General features: G+C 69.6%; 14 protein-coding genes. 8 read left to right on the top strand and 6 right to left on the bottom strand.

What is annotated here, in order from left to right; translation table 11 throughout:
- Positions 1 to 120 precede the first annotated feature (120 nt).
- The 6 genes from gyrA to HNQ61_RS15550 all read left to right on the top strand — a co-directional run bounded on the left by gyrA (position 121) and on the right by HNQ61_RS15550 (position 9509).
- Complete coding sequence (gene gyrA / locus HNQ61_RS15530; RefSeq protein ID WP_170034952.1) at positions 121 to 3951, top strand: DNA gyrase subunit A; 3831 nt, start codon at positions 121 to 123, stop codon at positions 3949 to 3951.
- Between the two features lie 102 nt (positions 3952 to 4053).
- Positions 4054 to 5898, top strand: a complete 1845-nt coding sequence (locus tag HNQ61_RS15535; RefSeq protein WP_170034951.1) for an AAA family ATPase — start codon at positions 4054 to 4056, stop codon at positions 5896 to 5898.
- A gap of 38 nt (positions 5899 to 5936) precedes the next feature.
- A complete protein-coding gene (locus HNQ61_RS28290) occupies positions 5937 to 6077 on the top strand; it encodes a hypothetical protein (protein WP_170034950.1) in 141 nt (46 codons plus the stop codon).
- A gap of 580 nt (positions 6078 to 6657) precedes the next feature.
- Entirely contained in the window at positions 6658 to 7578 is a 921-nt protein-coding gene (locus tag HNQ61_RS15540) for a hypothetical protein (RefSeq protein WP_170034949.1), read from the top strand.
- 36 nt (positions 7579 to 7614) lie between these two features.
- Positions 7615 to 7902, top strand: coding sequence for a DUF7660 family protein (locus HNQ61_RS15545; RefSeq protein WP_170034948.1), 288 nt, complete (start codon positions 7615 to 7617; stop codon positions 7900 to 7902).
- Positions 7903 to 8030: 128 nt separating this feature from the next.
- A complete protein-coding gene (locus tag HNQ61_RS15550) occupies positions 8031 to 9509 on the top strand; it encodes a pyridoxal phosphate-dependent decarboxylase family protein (RefSeq protein WP_170034947.1) in 1479 nt (492 codons plus the stop codon).
- 338 nt (positions 9510 to 9847) lie between these two features.
- Here HNQ61_RS15550 and HNQ61_RS15555 read toward each other — a convergent pair whose 3' ends face one another.
- Positions 9848 to 10561 carry a hypothetical protein gene (locus HNQ61_RS15555; protein ID WP_170034946.1) on the bottom strand — a complete coding sequence of 238 codons (714 nt, stop codon included), beginning with the start codon at positions 10559 to 10561 and terminating at the stop codon, positions 9848 to 9850.
- Positions 10562 to 10725: 164 nt separating this feature from the next.
- Between HNQ61_RS15555 and HNQ61_RS29610 the strand changes: the two genes are divergently transcribed.
- Entirely contained in the window at positions 10726 to 11328 is a 603-nt protein-coding gene (locus HNQ61_RS29610; protein WP_170034945.1) for a nuclear transport factor 2 family protein, read from the top strand.
- Here the strand turns inward: HNQ61_RS29610 and HNQ61_RS29615 are convergent.
- Positions 11258 to 12133, bottom strand: coding sequence for a transglycosylase domain-containing protein (locus HNQ61_RS29615; protein ID WP_170034944.1), 876 nt, complete (start codon positions 12131 to 12133; stop codon positions 11258 to 11260). The genes HNQ61_RS29610 and HNQ61_RS29615 overlap by 71 nt on opposite strands.
- Positions 12134 to 12340: 207 nt before the next feature.
- On the opposite strand from HNQ61_RS29615, the gene HNQ61_RS15570 reads away from it, so the two are divergent.
- The gene (locus HNQ61_RS15570; protein ID WP_170034943.1) at positions 12341 to 13606 is read left to right on the top strand and encodes a 4-hydroxy-3-methylbut-2-enyl diphosphate reductase; all 1266 of its coding nucleotides are present in this window, start codon (positions 12341 to 12343) and stop codon (positions 13604 to 13606) included.
- A gap of 432 nt (positions 13607 to 14038) precedes the next feature.
- On the opposite strand, the gene HNQ61_RS15575 is transcribed toward HNQ61_RS15570, so the two are convergent.
- From HNQ61_RS15575 to HNQ61_RS15590, 4 genes are all read right to left on the bottom strand, one after another.
- Positions 14039 to 15631 carry an HD domain-containing phosphohydrolase gene (locus HNQ61_RS15575; protein WP_170034942.1) on the bottom strand — a complete coding sequence of 531 codons (1593 nt, stop codon included), beginning with the start codon at positions 15629 to 15631 and terminating at the stop codon, positions 14039 to 14041.
- 488 nt (positions 15632 to 16119) lie between these two features.
- A complete protein-coding gene (locus HNQ61_RS15580; RefSeq protein ID WP_170034941.1) occupies positions 16120 to 16482 on the bottom strand; it encodes a hypothetical protein in 363 nt (120 codons plus the stop codon).
- Positions 16479 to 16997: a c-type cytochrome gene (locus HNQ61_RS15585; protein WP_170034940.1), complete on the bottom strand. Its 519-nt coding sequence runs from the start codon at positions 16995 to 16997 to the stop codon at positions 16479 to 16481. Before HNQ61_RS15585 ends, HNQ61_RS15580 begins: the two co-directional genes overlap by 4 nt.
- Positions 16998 to 17107: 110 nt before the next feature.
- A complete protein-coding gene (locus HNQ61_RS15590) occupies positions 17108 to 17551 on the bottom strand; it encodes a SufE family protein (protein WP_170034939.1) in 444 nt (147 codons plus the stop codon).
- Between the last annotated feature and the right edge of the window lie 351 nt (positions 17552 to 17902).

A 17902-nucleotide genomic window follows, 5' to 3' on the forward strand; every position in this document is an offset into this window, starting at 1 on the left:
CGCAGGGCCGCCGCGGGGTATCTCCCGGCGTCCACGCTGGCGCTTTGCCGCGCGGGGACGCACGTTTCCACGCTCTTCCAATCCGACTCCGTCCGCCCGCACGGCGGCTGAAGGCAGCTGATGGCCATCCTCACCCCCACGCAGCGCGACCGCATCGTTCCGCGGCTCATTGAAGACGAGATGCGCGAATCGTTCATCGACTATTCGATGAGCGTCATCGTGCAGCGCGCGCTTCCCGATGTGCGCGACGGACTGAAGCCGGTGCACCGCCGCATTCTCTTCGCCATGTCGGAGGCGGGGCTCATCCCCACGCGGCCGTACAAGAAGAGCGCGACGGTGGTGGGTGACGTGCTGGGCAAGTACCACCCGCACGGCGACGCGTCCGTGTACGATTCGCTCGTGCGCATGGTGCAGGACTTCAGCCTGCGCTACCCGCTGGTGGACGGGCAGGGCAACTTCGGGTCGATCGACGGCGACGCGGCGGCGGCGTACCGGTACACGGAGTCGCGGCTGTCCGCCGTGGCGATGGAGATGCTGGCGGACATCGACCGCGACACCGTCGACTTCGCCCCCAACTACGACGACCGGCTCACGGAGCCGCGCGTGCTTCCCGCGCGCGTCCCCAACCTGCTCATCAACGGCAGCAGCGGCATCGCCGTGGGGATGAGCACCAACATGCCGCCGCACAACATCGGCGAGGTGGTGCGGGCGGCGGTTCATCTTCTGGATCATCCGGACTGCACGCTGGATGACCTGATGGCGCACCTGCCGGGGCCGGACTTTCCCACCGGCGGGCTGATCGTGGGGACGCAGGGCATTCGCGACGCGTACGCCAAGGGGCGCGGCCGGGTGATCATGCGGGCGCGGATGTACAAGGAATCGCGGCGCAACGGCAAGGAACAGCTGATTGTCACCGAAATTCCGTACGGCACCAACAAGTCGCGCATCATCGAGCAGATCGCCGAGCTCACGCGCAGCGGCAAGCTGGCCGACATCAGCGACCTGCGCGACGAGAGCGACCGCGACGGCATCCGCATCGTCATCGAGCTCAAGCGCGGCTCGGACCCGGCCAAAGTCTACGCCGGGCTGCTGAAGTGGACGGCGCTGCAGACCACCTTCGGCGTCATCTCCCTGGCGCTGGACCGCGGCGTTCCGCGCGAGTTCACGCTGCTGGAGATCTTGGAGCGCTTTCGCGACCACCGCGTCCAGGTCGTCGTCCGCCGCTCGCGCTGGGAGCTGGAGCGCGCCCGCGACGAGGCGCATGTCCTTCAGGGCATCCTGGTGGCGCTGCGGCGCATCGACGAGGTGATCGCCATCATCCGCGGCTCGCGCAACCGCGAAACCGCCGCGCGCAAGCTGGAAAAGGAGCTGAAGCTTACGGAGCGCCAGTCCGAGGCGATCCTGAGCATGCGCCTTTCCCGCCTGACGCAGCTGGAATCGCGCGAGCTGCGCGACCGGCTGGCGGAGCTGGAGAGCCGCATCCGCGAACTGGATGCGCTGCTGGCGAGCCCGCAGGCGCAGGTGGCCGTCGTCCGCGCGGAGCTTCTGGAGATGCGCGAGCGCTTTGGCGACGCGCGGCGCACGACCATCTTCGAAAACGAAAAGGCCGTCCGCATCGAGGACATGCTCGCGGCGGAAGAAGTCGTCGTCACGCTGACGCGCGAGGGCTTCGTCAAGCAGATTCCCATGCCCGTCTACCAGCGCGCGGCGGGCACGGGGCGCGGGCTGATCGGCACGGAGTACGAGGCGGACTACCTTGAGCGCGTGCTGGTGGCGAGCACGGAGGACGCGCTGCTGGTGTTCTCGACGGACGGCCGGGCGTACTCGCTGGAGGTGCGCGATCTGCCGGAGCCGGAACTGCGCGCGCGCGGCAAGCGGCTGCACCAACTGCTGGACCTCGCGAAGAACGCGGACATCGCGGCGGTGCTGGTGGTGCGCGAGTTCAGCGCGGAGCGGACGGCGCTTTTCGCCACGGCCGGCGGAACGGTCAAGCGGACCACGCTGGACCAGTTCGGAAAGATCCGCGCGGGCGGCATCGAGGCCATCAGCCTGCGCGCGGGCGACCGGCTGCTGTCCGTGGCGCTGACGGACGGGGAGATGGAAGTGGTGCTCACCGGCCGCGGCGGGCGCGCCATCCGCTTTGGCGAGGGCGACGTGCCGCTGATGGGCCGGGCCACGCAGGGTGTGCGCGGGATGAAGCTGGACGCGCGCGAAACGCTCGCGGGTATGGCGGCGGGAAAGCCCGGGCTGGCGCTGGGCATCATTACCGTGCGCGGGCAGGGGAAGCGCTTCGCGATGGATGAACTGCCGCTGCAGAAGCGCGACGGCAAGGGCGTGGTGATTTCGGCCACCGGCAAGGAGTTCGGCGAGGTGGTGGCGATGCTGCCGCTGTCCGGCGACCTGAACGCGGTGATGGCCGCCGGGCCGCCGCGGCGCGTTCGCCGTGACGCGGTTCCGCTGCTGCCGCGCGACGCCGGCCCGGAATCCGTGCTGGAGCTGGCACGGAGCGAAAAGATCGTCCTCGTGACGCCGCTGGCCGAGCGCGACGCCGACGTCCCCGGCTCGCCCGACGACATTCCGCCGCCGCCCGACGCGCCGGAACGCGGGCCCGACACGTCCATGGACAGCGCGGACGGCGACCTTCCCGGCGACCTGATCGCCGACGCCGCCGAAAGCGGTTCCGCGGCGATCAACCCCGGCTCCTCTGCCGACACGGACGCGCAATCGGGTGATGATTCGCAGCCGGACGCCGCTGCCGCGCAGGGGGACGATGAGGTGCGTTCGGATGATGGCGATTCGCTGGCGGACAGTGATGCTTCGTGGATCGAGGGCGCCGACGCTGATAATCGGGAGCCGCTGCTGATCGCCGAGGACGCGCCTGACCTGCTCGCCGATCTCGCCGCGACTCCGCCGGGAGATGCCGCCGATGTACCCGCGTCCGGCGCGACGACTCCCTCGCGGCGCTCCAAATCCCGCTCCGCGGCTGCCTCGTCCGAGGCGGCCGGCGCGGGCAAGGCGACGGCCGATCCGGCGCCGCTGGCCGTGGAGGCCGAGCTGTTTCCGGGCGAGATGCCCGTGCCGGAGGACGAGATGATCATCGAGGAGCCGATCGCGCCTCCGCTGAGCCGCAGACGAAAGAACACGCGCGACGCGATCAACGCGGCAGATGTCGCTCCCGAGGCGACAAGCGAGCCCGTGCCTGCGCCCGAACCCGCCTCCACGTCCGCTCCCGTGGACGCAGGCGTAGCGCCCACCCCTGCCCCGCGACGCGCCCGCAAGGCGCCCGCGCAGGAACCGGCTGCGGCGCAGGAGCCTGCAGCCGCACCGGAGCCGCCTAACGCACCGGCCGCCGCGCCCGATTCGGCGCCCGCACGCGCACGGACGAAAGCGCAGAAGTCGGGCGCCGATTCTGATCCGGATGCCACCACGCAGCCGGCGTCCGTGGCTGCACCCAAGGGCCGCGCCGGATCCAAAGCAGCGGCACCGGAGCCAGCCCCAGAACCGGCCCCCACGCCGGAGCCCGCCGTCGCGCCCAAGGCTCGCGGCCGGTCCAAGGCCGCCGCCGCGCAGGAGCCCGCGCCCGAGCCGACGCCCCCCGCTGCGCCCGAACCGGCGCAGGCGGCAGGGGCGGAGGCGCCCGCCATCGCCGAAGCGCCCGCCACCGCGCCGAAGAAACGCGGCCGGGCCAAGGCCGCGGAGCCGGAACCCGTGCTCCCGATTGCGGAGCCGCCCGCGCCCGAGCCGCCGTCCGCCGCCGCGCCCAAGCGCGGAAAGCGGACGAGGCCCGCGCCGGAAGCCGATCCCGGCCCGCCGGAGCCGGAAACGCTCGCTCCGTCCGCACCGCGAGGCCGCGCCAAGCCGTCCGCCGAGCCCGCGCCGGACGCCGATCCGCCCGCGACAGGCGGCAAGCGTGGCAAGAAGACCGCGGCCGAACTGGACCTGTTCGGCTGATCCACCGTACGCCGCGGACGACTCCCGCAATCGGCTGCGCCAACCAGCTGGGCGCGCCGCCGCGGCGACGGCCGTTGCCATCGCACCACCTGCCCCGCATCAATGCCGACGCTGAACGAACTTCAGGCCGCGCTCAGCCACGCGCAGGGCGCGGCCGCCGCACTCGCTTCGCGAGCCGGGCAGACACTTCCGCTTCTGCTGGACCCGGATGAGCGCGTCATTCATCTGTTGAAAGGGGCGACGGATGAAGGCGAAGGCGTTCTCGTGGCCTCGCACCGGCGGCTGACGCTCGTCCGGATTCTCCTGAACCAGCAGCCCGCGCGCACTCTGATCGAGTACGCGCGGGTCACTTCCATCACCGTCCAGTCCGGCCTGTTCAGCACCCGCCTGAACGTGGCGCTGAACGGGGGCGAGTCGTTCGTGCTGCGCAGCGTGAACCGCGGTTTCGCGGGCAACTTCGTGGAGATCGTGACCGCGTTCCGGCGGAACCTGGCCGCCAGCCGGACTCGCGAAGCCGCCCCCGCCACCGTGTCGTCTCCGCCGCCTGCCCCGGGCGTACCAGACCGCCGCCCACCCGCGCTGGAGCCCAACGCCGTCGCCGAAGCAATGGGCGAACTCGTGGGAGGATACAGCTCTGCCCCCGAAGCGGCCCGCACGCTTCCGCCGCAGCACATGGGTTTTGAAGCCCTCAAGCATTTGCTCGCCTTTCTATGGCTTCTGGCCGGGACGGACGAGGTTTCCGAGGACGAGATGCGGGCGATCAGAGCCGTGTTTCACACCTTCATGGAGGAAGCGGAGGGCTCTGACCCGGATATCCTGCGGGGATTGCTGAGCCACTGGGCCGCGGAGGCCGGGGGCGACGACGTGAACGCGTGGGCCGTGCGCACGCCGGAGTACGTGGAGAGTGTGGCGCGCGCGGACCGCGCCTCGGGAAATTCCACGGCCCGCCAGTGGGTGCACCGGATGGAGCAGTTCGGGCTTGCGGTTATTTCCATCGACGAGCGCTCGGAGGCCGAACTCGCGCTGCTGACCCGCCACATCTCTCACCTCCGCGGCGTGCTGGACGGCGCCGGCGTGAGTCCCGCGCCAACTATCACAGGCTCGTCCGCGCAGGGCCCCGGTGCTGGAAGCGAGACGCAGGCGACGCTGGATGAACTGCTGGCGCGGCTGCACCGACTGGTGGGGCTGGACGAGGTCAAGCACGAGGTGCAGACGCTGGCCAACCTGGTCCGCGTCCGGCAGATGCGGCTGGAGCACGGGCTCCCTGCCCCGCCGCTCTCGCTGCACATGGTGTTCAGCGGCAACCCGGGAACGGGCAAGACCACCGTCGCGCGGCTGCTGGCGGACATCTTCCGCGCGCTGGGTGTGCTCTCCACCGGCACGCTCGTGGAAGTGGATCGCGCCGGACTCGTGGCCGGGTACTTGGGGCAGACCGCGCTCAAGACGCGCGCGGCGGTGCAGAGCGCGCTCGGCGGAATGCTCTTCATCGACGAAGCCTACGCCCTGGCCGGATCGGACCACGACTCCTTCGGCCGCGAGGCGGTGGACACGCTGCTGAAGGAGATGGAAGACCATCGCGACCAGCTGGTGGTGGTGGTCGCGGGATATACAGAGCCCATGCGCCGGTTTCTGCGCAGCAATCCCGGCCTGCAGTCGCGCTTCAACCGGTTCGTCGAGTTTCCGGATTATTCCCCGGACGATCTTGCGCTCATCTTCTTTCGCATGGCCGAGGAGAACGGCTATGCCCTCACCCCGGCAGCCAGGGCGAAGGGCGTCCGGAGCGCAGCCGGCCTGCACGCGGCGCGCGGGCCCGATTTCGCCAACGCGCGCGCGGTGCGGAATCTGTTCGAGCGGGCGCTGGCGCGGCACGCCAACCGTGTCGCCGTGATCCCCGCGCCCACCGCCGCCGACCTTGCCACGCTCGAGGCCGAGGACCTGGACGAGTAGGGCGCGCAGGGTGCCGCAAGTCCCTTCAGGGTGGTAGATTGGCCCGCATCAGAACCACCATCGGAGCACGGATGTACAGCACCCTTCCCGACGCCGTCGCCACCGCCGCGGCCGACGCCGAAAGCCTGCGTTCCGCCGGCCACGAACTCATCGACCGGATGGCCGACTACCTCGGCTGAGCGCGGTCTAGTGCTGACGCGGGGTTCGTGCGGGGGCGAGCCTCGGTGGGGCGACTGAAGTCGCGGCAACAACGGCGCGAAGTCCGCCTGCGCGGACTGTGGCGGCAAGTGCCGGTCAAACCCCGGAACGTGGTGCGCCCGCCATCCAGGAGCGAATGAGTTCGCCGCTGGACCAGCACGAAGTCCGCCTTCGCGGACTGGGTAGGCGGCTCTGGAGCGCGCGGCATGCTCCGAGATGGCCGCCAAGTCGGTTGAAGCCCCGAACGTGGACGCGACAGCGGCCACGTGTCGGGGCTTACCGCTTTCTGAGCGGCGGATTCATCCGCTCAACGGCGCCCGCGGCCCGCGCCACTGGATCTATCCCACTGGATCTATCCCACTGGATCCAACCCACGGAATCCAACCCACGGAATCCAGCCCACGGGATCTATCCCCCGCCATTCATGGTTGCCAGGCGTCCGCGGCTGTTCGATCCGGTCTTCGGCATCCGCGTACGATGATCCGCGTCAGAGGAGTCCGCGCTGCCGCATTCCATGGGTGCACCCATCATCAACGCTCCGCCATCGCCACCCGAGGGACCATGGCCGCCCGGTTTGCGCGGATCTTCCTGCTCCTCCCCGCCCTCCTCTGCACCGGCTGCGGCGACGACCGGCCGCGCGATCTGGAGGGGCGGTGGGAGGTGCGCATGCAGCTCACCGAGAACTGGTACAAGCGACGCCAGCCGCTCACCGGCACGATCATGGGAGAGATCGTGTTCAGCCGCGATCTTCCCCGTCTGTTCGAGTGGAATCTTCCGCGCGGAGAGATGCCGCCATACGAGTCTGGCTGCGCGTTCCTGCCCGAAGAACTCTTTGCGGGAGAGCCGGCTAACCCGCTGCGTTCGTCGCCCAACGCAGCCAGGGACTGTGACGTGAGCATCGGCTACCGGACCGCCGATATGGTCCAGGTCGGGCTGCACGTAGGCTATGTGGACGCGGAAACGTGGTTCACGGGCTTCCGTCACGGCGACACGATTACCGGCACCTGGATCGGTGGATCTGAATCGCTGGACCAGGGCGGACGAGGGACTTTCGTCATGCGGAGAACGGGCGCCGCGTCGGCCCGCTTCTACGAGCTTCAGCGCGACGCGCGTAGCCGGCATCGGGTTCTGACGATTATCGACTGGATCGACTGGTTCTTTTCGCTTCGGCGCGAGGCTCGCCGTCCGCTGGTCGCCGTGCTCGCGGCCGGCGCGGTGCTGACGTTTGCTGCCGCGTGGCTGGCGGGAAACGGCGCACGGCGGCGCTCGGCGGCCTCGCTGGTGATGGGGGCGGCCTGCACGGCCGAATGGCTCTGCTACGAACAGGGACCAAGCGCTCTCCGCCTGGCCACAGCGGACTTCGCGGGTCGCACGATCCACTGGCTGCCCGTGCTGGCGCTTCTCGGGACGATGATCCTGATCCTGGTGCTCACCGGATTGGCACTGCGATCGATCCGCCGTTCCGCGCTCCTCAACCCGTAGCCGAAGCCGGCCAACACATCCATCCAGCCATTCCGCATGAACAGCGAATCAGAGCTTCCTGATCTGGACGACACTGACGACGATGCCGTGGAGGCCATCGAGACACGGCAGCAGTTTGCGGAATTCGTACGCCGGTTGTCGAACGAGATCCGCAATCATCCGGGCTCGTGGGAAAACTCGACGCTCGCCGATTTCCTGGAAGCCGCCGCGGCCTGGTCAGATGACATGGATGGATTGTACGCGAACCAGAACCGCGCAAATCCCGATGTGCCGGAGTGGCGGATGTTCGCCATGATCCTTTCGGCCGCGCGCATCTACGAGTAACGCGTGACGGCGTGATTCGGGGTGCAGAATCCGGAATACAGCCCGGTCTGCACCGCGCCCGTCCGGGGTGCCGCAAGTCCGTTCCGGGTGGTAGATTGGCCCGCATCAAAACTACCATCGGAGCACGGATGTACAGCACCCTTCCCGACGCCGTCGCCACCGCCGCGGCGGACGCCGAAAGCCTGCGTTCCGCCGGTCACGCGCTCATCGACCGCATGGCCGACTACCTGGCCGGCATCGAGTCGCGCCCGGTGAGCACGCCGCTTTCCCCCGCGGCCATCCAGGCGCGCTTCGACCAGCCGTTGCCGCGCGAGGGCCGCCCCGCCGACGAAGTGTGGAACGAGGTCTGGCGCGACGTGGTGAGCGACGCCATCCACGTCAATCATCCCATGTACATGGGCCACCAGGTCGCCCCGCCGCTGCCGCACGCGGTGCTGGCCGACACGATGGTGAGCCTGCTGAACCAGTCGCTGGCCGTGTGGGAGATGTCGCCCACGGCCACCATGGTGGAGGCGCGCGTGGTGCGCTGGCTGGCGGACGCCATCGGCTTTCCGGAGAGCGCGGACGGCACGCTCGTCTCCGGCGGCAGCGTGGCCAACCTCACCGGCCTGCTCGCCGCCCGCGAGGCGCGCTTTCCCGGCTGCTGGCGGGATGGGATTGCCCGGACGGCCGAGGCGGAGCGCGCCTGCCTGCTCGTTTCCGGACACTCGCACTACTCCGTGGAGCGTACCGCGGGATTGATGGGGCTGGGCAGCGACGCGGTCATCGGCGTCGGCGAGCGCGACGGCAGGATGTGCCCGGAGTCGCTGGCGGAAACCATCGAGCGCGTGCGCGGCGAAGGCCGCATTCCCTTCGCCGTATCCGCCACCGCGGGCTCGACGGCGATGGGGCTGTTCGATCCGCTGGACCGCATCGCCGACGTGTGCGAAGCGGCCGGCGTGTGGCTGCATGTGGATGGCGCGCACGGGGCCTCGTACGCGCTGTCCGAGTCCATGCGCGGGCTGGTGCACGGCATTGGGCGTGCGGATTCGGTGGCGTGGGACCCGCACAAGATGCTGTTCATGCCCATGTCCACCGGCGCCGTCCTGGTACGCGACCGGCGGCATCTGGATGCCGCGTTCCAGCAGAAGGCGCCCTACCTGTTCCACGCCCGCCCCGGCGAAGACCGCTGCCGCGACGCGGGACGCATGACGCTGCAGTGCTCGCGCCGGTTCGATGCGCTCAAGCTGTGGGTGTGCCTGCAGCACTATGGCGCGGACCACTTTGCCGCGCTGCTGGAGCGCACGGCCGAGACGACCGCCTCGCTGCACGCCAAACTGGCGGACGCGGACGACTACGAGCCGTCGCACGCGCCGGAAAGCAACATCCTGTGCTTCCGCCATCTGCCCGCCGCGCTGGAGGGCCGGCCTGACGAGGAGGTGGATGCGTTCCAGGCCGAGCTCCGGTCGCGCTACAACGCCAGCGGCATCGGCTGGATTACGCTCACGGTGCTCAACGGCCGCCGCACCCTGCGCGTCACGTTGATGAATCCGCGCACCGCGGACGAGCACCTGGACCGCATGCTCGATTCGCTGCGGATGATTGGGCGCGAGATCCTGGCTGGGTAAACTGCCCTCACGCGGAGGGCGCGGAGGTCGCGGGAACAGCAACGACAAAGCCTCACACAGAGACGCAGAGACACAGAGGGACAGCGGAGCGGACGTGATCGGGGCCGTGAGATGAATGATGTCTCGATTGCCCTCTTCACCATCGTCGCTGATCAAACAACCGGCTCACCGACTACGACGGCCTGAAGGAATCCGCACGGGAGTGGCGGGCGGCGCGGAACTCCCCGCGACCTCCGCGACCTCCGCGACCTCCGCGACCCCCGCGTGAGGGCAGTTGACGCAATCAGGGGCGGACCGGCACCCGCCGATCCGCCCCTGATCCATCATCCACAAAACCGTCAGTTCCGCGGGTCGCCCAGCACCGCGATGTCGCGCGACCGCAGCGGACGCCCGGCGCCCAGAAGCTGCAGCACCCGGTCCGGCCCCGGCTGGTACCGCAGCGCCGACGCCCGCATCCCCAGCAGCAGGTTGACGGTGATCAGCGTCCCCGGCACCTGCGAGCCCTGCAGCAGCGCCTTCAGCTGCCCCGCGGTGTTGTCCTGAAAGTTGCGCGCGACGATCACCAGCGCGTCCGGCATCTCGTCCACCGCGGCGGCCACGGCCTTGACCGCTTCGCCGCCCACCGTGAACTGCACCTGGGGATACGCCAGAAGCAGCCCCTGCCGCTCGCCGTCGCCAAAGCGCACGCACTCTTCCGGCCCCACGGAGCCCAGCGCCGCCATCCCCGTCATGTCCTCCATCACCCGCCCGATGCGCTGCCGGAACTCGCCCGCCGCCGTGGGCCCGCGGAACGAAAGCGAGCGCAGCGCCTCGGCGAAGTAGCGGTCCGCGTCGAACGCGCGAAAGCAGGGAAGGAGGCGCGCGGCGGTGGCGCGGTCCACCCACCCGGTGGCGGCCAGCGCGTCCAGCAGCGCCTCGCCCTCCAGGTGCGGCTCGCGGGCGGCCACCCAGCGCAGCGCGTGCTCCATGCGCGTGTTTTCGTCGCCCACCGGGTTTACCCCGGACGGCGGCGTGAACATCACCTCGTTGAGCTGTTTTCCGAACCAGATCATCAGCGCACCACTTCGGTCAGCAACAGTCAGGAATTCGCGGATGGACGATGGCGGGACCGCCGCCGCCCGTCAAGGCGCCCCGCCCCGCGCGAGCTTGACTCCTGATACCCGCACCGCATCTTGTCCGTTCACCAAGACGCACCGACACCCTGAACGGAGACGCCGTGCACCGGACGCTGACCGTGGCCGCCCTGCTTTCCCTGGCCGCCTGCACCGTGGAGCGCACACCCGACGACGTGCTCAACCCGCGCGACCCCTCGCAGGTGGAACGCCGCGACGCCGAACAGGACGTGGCCATCCACGTGAACGCCTTTCTTCAGGCCCTGGCGCGCGGCGACCGCGGCCAGGCGGTCAGCGCCATGAGCCCGCTGGTGGACACCTACGTGATGGGGGTGGACGGCAACGAAGGGCGCCCCCGCTTTGGCGCCGACGGGCTGGCGGCGGCCATCGCGGAGCTGGAGATCCCGGCCAACTCCCTTCCCCGCACCCCCGACCTGCGCGTACAGGCCGACCCGCGACGCGGGACGGCCTGGTTTGCGGGCTTCGTGGAGATGTTTCCCGCCAGCGGCGGGCAGCCGGAGCGGGTGCGGATGTCCGGCGTGTTCGGGCGGCAGGAGGGGGAGTGGCGGCTGATGCAGATTCACATCTCCCGCCCCGAGGCGCCGCCCGCCCCCGTCGCCGCGCCGGACTCCGCGGCTACGGCGCGGGACTCGTCTGCGTCGAATCCGGATTCAGTTTCGGCCGCAGCGCCTCCGGCAGGCGAATGACCTCCGGCTGGGCCTGGCGGTCCAGCGGCTGCGTCATGGGCGCGTAGTCCTCGCCCGGCTGAAAGCTCAGCGGCTCGGCCAGCGCGGCGCTCAGCTGCTCGGGGTTGATCTGGCCGGCGCCGTACATCAGGCGCAGCACCTCGTTGCGGCGCGCGCCCACCGCCCCGGGTACGGCCTCGGGATCGTTGATGCGGGGCTCCAGCAGGAGCCCCGCCAGCGTGGCCGCCTCGCCCACCGTCACCCGCCGCACGTCCTTGCCAAAGTACTCCTGCGAGGCGTGCTGAATGCCGTACACGGCCCAGCTTTCCGTGCGGCCCATGGCCACGCGGTTCAGGTACAGCTCCATCCGCCGGTTGTCGGAGCTGCGCACCTCCAGCAGCTGCGCCATGGCCGCCTCGCGCACCCCGTCCTGCACCCCGCCCCGCAGCCCGTACACCTGCTTCACCAGGTCGCGCGACATGTGCACGCGCCCGCCCTTGGTGTCGTAGCGCGGGCGGCGCAGCGTGGAGGTGGTGTCCAGCACGGTCACGAAGGCGGCCTGGGCGTAGTCCGGCAGCTGCCGCAGCGGCACCCAGTCCGGCCGGCGGCGCGCCTCGCGCTCCTGCCTGAGCAGGCCGCCGCCCAGCTGCTGGTTGGCCCACCCCATGTATCCGGCGAATCCCCCCAGCAGCAGCACGCCCAGAACGCCCAGCGCGATGAGCGAACCGCGGTGGCGTCCGCCCATCCGGGTTTCCTCCGGCTGCTTGGTCCACCGCCCCGAGCGCGGCGCGCCGCCCAGCGTCTTTCCTTTTCCCGGTTTGGCCACGGCGAGTCCAGAAGTGCGAAAGTGCGAAAGTGCGAGGGTGCGAAAGTGCCGCCCGTACGGCGGGGCGCGGGGCAAGAAGCATTCCCCGCACAGGCAAATCGCGCCTTGGCAACGGCTTCCGGCGGTTGCGGCGGGGGCGCCGTTCCGTTAGCGTTCAGGTTGATTTGCGGGGCCCCGCCCCGCGTCCGCGCACCCGCTGCAACGCCCATGGAGCAAACCTACTTCCGCCGGGGCTTCGGCCTCAAGAAGCACGTGGCGCCGCTGATCCGCTCCGAGTACCACAGCGGCGTGGTGGAGCGGCTGCGCGCGCGCGGCTTTCAGGACCACTGGGGCGAGGGCGACCAGCGCGTCACCGTGCGGCTGGCGGAGGAGTTCGGGTTCTGCTACGGCGTGGACCGGGCGGTGGAGTACGCCTACGAAACGCGCGCCCAGTTCCCCGACCGGCGCATCCTGCTGCTGGGCGAGATCATCCACAACCCGCACATCAACGAGCGGCTCAGCGGGATGGGGATCCTCTTTCTGCAGCCGGAGGCGGACGGGCGCTTCGACTTCGGCGCGCTCACGGCGGAAGATGTTGTCATCCTCCCCGCGTTCGGCGCCACGGTGGAGGATTTCCGCCGGCTGCAGGCCATCGGCTGCATTCTGGTGGATACCACCTGCGGCAGCGTGCTGAACGTGTGGAAGCGGGTGGACCAGTACGCGCGCGACGGCTTTACCGCGCTCATCCACGGCAAGCACCTGCACGAGGAAACGCGCGCCACGGCCAGCCAGGCGCTCAAGTATCCCGAGGGCCGCTTTCTGATCGTCCGCAACATGGACGAGACGCGGCTGGTGATGGACTACCTGGAGGGCGTGCCCGGCGCCCTGACGCGCGACGGGTTCATGGCGCGCTTCGCGGACCGTGCGTCGGAGGGGTTCGATCCGGACCTGCACCTGTCGCGCATCGGCGTGGCGAACCAGACCACCATGCTCTCCGGCGACTCGCTGGAGATCGCGGCGGAGGTGGGACGCTCGCTGGCCCGCCGCTTCGGCGGGGAGCCGGGGTACGACCCGGCGGCGCATTTCCGCTCGTTCGACACCATCTGCTCGGCCACGCAGGAGCGGCAGGACGCGGTGTCGGCGCTCATGGAAGGGCCGCAGGGGCCGCCGGACGTGATGGTGGTGATCGGCGGATACAACTCGTCCAACACCAACCACTTGGCGGTGCTCTGCGCGCGGCACACGGTGACGTACCACGTGGCGGATGCGCAGTGCATCGATCCGGAGCGGGGCACCATCCGCTTCAAGCCGGCCGGCACGCCGCTGGACGCGCCCGAGGTGGAGGCGGAGGACTGGCTTCCCCGCGGCGCGATCGTGGTGGGACTGACGGCGGGCGCCAGCACGCCCAACAACAAGATCGGCGAGGCCGTCGAGCGCATTCTGCGCATCCGCGGCATCCCCGTAGACGCCGACGAGCCCGCCGCCGCGGCCTGAGACGCGCTTTCTTTCTCCCCTCTCCGCGCTTCTGCTTCGGCCGAGAGGCAGCGGGGAGGGGCCCGCGAAGCCGAGGTGCCACGAGATTCCGATCAACGAGCGGATTCCATCGACCGAGTCCGTTGATCGACAGAATCCGTTGAGCGACCGAGCCGTGTTTCGTCGACCGGCTCTGTTGAGCGAATGAATCCGCCGCTCAACCAGCGGGAAGCCCCGACACGACGCCCACAGGCGCCGTTCGGGGCTTCAACTGCATCTGGGGACCCGGAGATGGTCTCGGCCGCAGTCCGCGCAGGCGGACTTCGTGTGTTTCGAGGCGCGGTTTCAACCGCCGGGCCGGAGCATCGTCATCGAAGGAAAAGCCCTCCCCCGGAATCCCGGAGGAGGGCTTCTTCTCATCGATCGCTCACAGATCGTTGTCGGCGCACAAGATCAGAGCGCGGAAAGGGCGGCGCCGCGGGCGGTGGGGGCGAACTCGTGAAACATGTCCAGAAACAGGCTGAACAGTTCCGGATCGAACGACCTCTCGTCCTCCACCATGATCTCCAGCGCCTCGTCGGGCGAAAGCGGCCGGCGGTAGCTGCGCGCCGTCGTCAGCGCGTCGAACACGTCGGCGATGCGCAGGATGCGCGCGCTGTGCGGAATCTCCTCCCCCGCCAGCCCGTCCGGGTACCCGCGCCCGTCCCACCGCTCGTGGTGGCTGCGCACCATGGGGCGGATGTCCCACGGAAACTCCACCGGCGCCAGCATTTCGTCGCCGATGACGGTATGGCGCTCCATCAGCGCGCGCTCCTCGTCCGTCAGCCGCCCGGGCTTGTTCAGGATCTCCTCCGGCACCTCCGTCTTGCCGACGTCGTGCAGAAAGGCGCCCATGCGAAACCACACCAGTTCGCGCCCGCCCAGCCCGGCGCGCTCCGCCAGCCGGCACGCGTAATCCGCCACGCGCGCGCAGTGCCCCATGGTGTAGTGGTCCTTGGCCTCGATGCTTTCGCCCCAGAAGCGCACGAGCGAAAGAAAGTCCGCCTCCAGATCCTCGATGCGCTCGTCGATGTCGGCCAGGTCGGGGCTGGCCTGCAGCGCGGTGAACAGCGCATGCGACCGGTTCAGCGCCTCCAGCGCCTGCCGGTTGTGCCCCTGCAGCCGCAGCACCCGGCTCATTTCCCGCTGCGCCTGGGCTTCCAGAAGCGGGTTGGTACGGCGGGTGATGTCGATGGCCTGCTGCAGGTGGATGGTGGCCAGGTGCAGCTTGCCGCTTTCGCGGTAGATGATGCCGTAGATCTTGAGCGCCTCAGCCTGCCGCGGCTCGTCGCCCAGCCGGCTGAAGATCTCGAAACCCTCGTCACACGCTTCGCGGGCGCGATCCAGCTCGCCACGCGCCACAAACAGCTCCGCGCGGTTGATCTGCACACCGCCCGCCCGCACGATGTCGCCCACCTCCAGCGACAGGGCGAGCGCCGCGTCCAGGTAGCCGGACGACTCCGGGAGTTCGCCCAGCGTCAGGTGCAGCAGCGCCAGGTTGTTGAGGCACGAGATGCGGCCCCGGATGCTCTGCGCCCGCTCCAGAAAGCCGAGCGCGGACCGGTAGCGGCGGCGCGCCTCGTCCAGCTCCCCGCGGATGGCGGCCAGGATGCCCAGGTTCTGCTCCGTCTCGCCCATCAGCTCGGGGTCGTCGGCGCGGTCGCCCAGCTCGTGGGCCACGCGGTACATGCGCGCGGCTTCCACCAGGTCGCCGCCGTCCTGGGCCAGCATCCCCAGTCCGTTGGCCGCGCGCCCCTCGATGTCCGGCCGGTTGTGCGCCCCGCCCAGCGCCATGGCGAACTGCAGCATGTCGTCGGACAGTTCGCGCGCGCCGGCGCCGCGGTGGCAGTGCCCCATGCGCACCATGGACTCCAGCACGTGCTCGATGGAGCGCGCGCGCACGCCGGCCTCGTAGACCAGGTTCAGGGTCCGCGCGGCCTCGGTCCATTGTCCAGCGCGCTCCAGTGCGGTAGCGCGCTCCAGCAGATCGGCGATTTCGGGCGTCACGGCCGTATGGGGGAACGGCGGGGAAGCGTGAGCCGGCCGCGCGGGCCGTGCCTCGGGTCTTACGCTGGGAGGGCTCCGCGAGCCGGAAATCAGGGAGCCGGTGCGCGGCACATCACGGAACGGACGTGTTTGGGGCGCTGCACAGAATAGGTGCATTTGCGTCTCGCTGTCAACTGTTGAGCGCTCCGTTACGGACCTGCCGTTTCAATGGTACAGAGTAGACAGCCAGCCCCGCACGGAACGGCCCGAACCCCGCGCAATCCGGCTACAAACAAGGCATTGTCTACTTTATCCACTTGCTCCGGTCCGCGCAGCGTTCCGTCCGTCGCCTCCCCGCGGAACTACGCGCCCGCCCGTTTACCGCGTTCCTCCGCTCTCTTCCGCGTCCCCGCGGGAAAGCAGTGTTGCACAATTTTGCGCCACAACGAAAAAAGCGCCGGCCGGGAACGAATCCCGGCCGGCGCCTCGTGCGTGCATCCCGCGATGGCTCAGTGGTGGTGCGGAGCCTCGCCCGGAATGACCTTGAACAGGTGGTTGGCAATGGCGAGCGTTCCGCCGATGCTGGCCAGCAGCAGAAAGAAGCCGGCGATGCTGTAGCCCAGCCCCGCGCCGCTGCGGTCGATGGCGTACCAGCTGCGCGCCGCCACGATGCAGACGACGGCCAGCAGAAAGAGCCCCGCCACCGCGCCGCCGCCCACCGCCGTGCCCGCCGCCTTTTCCGCCGCGTCGCTCATCTCGGGGATGCGCGCGTTGGCCAGCGCCGAACGCGAGCGCGGACGAGGGTTGGCGTCGCTCCACCCCTGGTGGCGCGCCTCGACGGTACGGAACGTCTCGTTGTCGCGGTTGCTCATGCTCCCCCCTGATGGCTGAGGGCGTACACGTACGCCGCCAGTTCGCGGACCTGCGCGTCGTTGAAGTTGCCGCCACCCTTGGGCGGCATGGGCGCCGGGTGTTCCTTGGGGTTCGGCACGCCGACGTTGATGATGTTCACGATCTCGGGGTACTGCCCCGTGATGTTGATCCACGCCATGTCGTTCAGCGTGGGCGCCGCCGGGCTGCCGGTGCCGTTCTGGCCGTGGCAGCTGGCGCACACCGTGCCGAAGCTGGTCTGCCCCGCGTCCACCATGGCCTGGGTCACGCCGGCCGGCAGGTTCTTGGCCACGATGGGCGTGGCCTTGGCGCCGATGGCGCTGGAACCGGGCACCACCTCGGGCGGATCCGGAAAGGCGTTCACCGGCGCGGCCGGGTCGCCGCGCCACGAGACGCGGTCATATCCGCCCTCTGCACCGGGTTTGCACCCGGCCAGCAGCGCCATCGCAAGCAGCAGAGCGGCCGGCCCGCGCCGGCCCCCGAACACGTACGCCATCGTCGTTTGTCCTGGTCCTGTTCGTTCGGCGGCAGGGAAGTCCCTGCGCCACCGGGGAAAAAGAATCCCCCCGCCGCCCCTGCGCAAGAGGGAAACCACTGATTCTGCGTTCACGACGCCGCGGCGCCCCGCGCGGCCCGCTTCAAACGCTCCACCATGGCCGTAAGGCCGGCCTCGCGCGCGCTCAGGCCAATGCTCCCCATCACCTTGCGAACGAAGTCCTGGGGAATGTTCAAAACCGTCTCCGGCGGCTGGCCGTTCACCGCGTCAAAGATCATCGCCAGCAGGGCGCGGATGGCCGCGCTCTCCCTGGGCACGTCGGCGTAGTAGTACATCTTTCCATCCACTACCTCCGGAAAGATGGCCACCGGCGTCTGGCACTCGTGCACGCGGTACTGCGCCGGATCCAGCCCTTGAAGGCGCTCGGGAAGCGGCGGCAGCTTGTTGGCGTACTGCACCAGCGCCTGCCGCGTCATGTCGGGCGTGAGCGTGGCGAAGCGGCGCAGGATCTTTTCGATGGAGGGCGGGATCTGGCCCGGTGTGGCGTCCGTCATGGCGGTGCTCGTCCGTCCTGTCTTTCGGTGGATTTCAATCGTGAAAGATAACGTGTTGCGCCCCGTGCGGCGACGGCACGGCTCTTCGCGTCCGATGTTGCGGAACTGCCGTATCACACGGAGGTCACGGAGGATGCACGGAGGTCACGGAGGAGTCCCGCGCGGCATCCGCCTCCGGACACGGGGGTGAGGGATTGTGACAGGGATCGGGATCGGGGGATGAACGGCGGCGTTGTCATCCGGGGATGGACGGCGCGCGTGGACACGCTGTGCGAATCGTGGCGGGAGGTGCACGAGTTCTGCGGATCGTGTTATCCTCATCCCCCAAGGCACTCGCTCCCCTTCCCCGGA

Origin of the sequence: Longimicrobium terrae, from assembly GCF_014202995.1 — a bacterium.
Classification (GTDB): Bacteria; Gemmatimonadota; Gemmatimonadetes; order Longimicrobiales; family Longimicrobiaceae; genus Longimicrobium; species Longimicrobium terrae.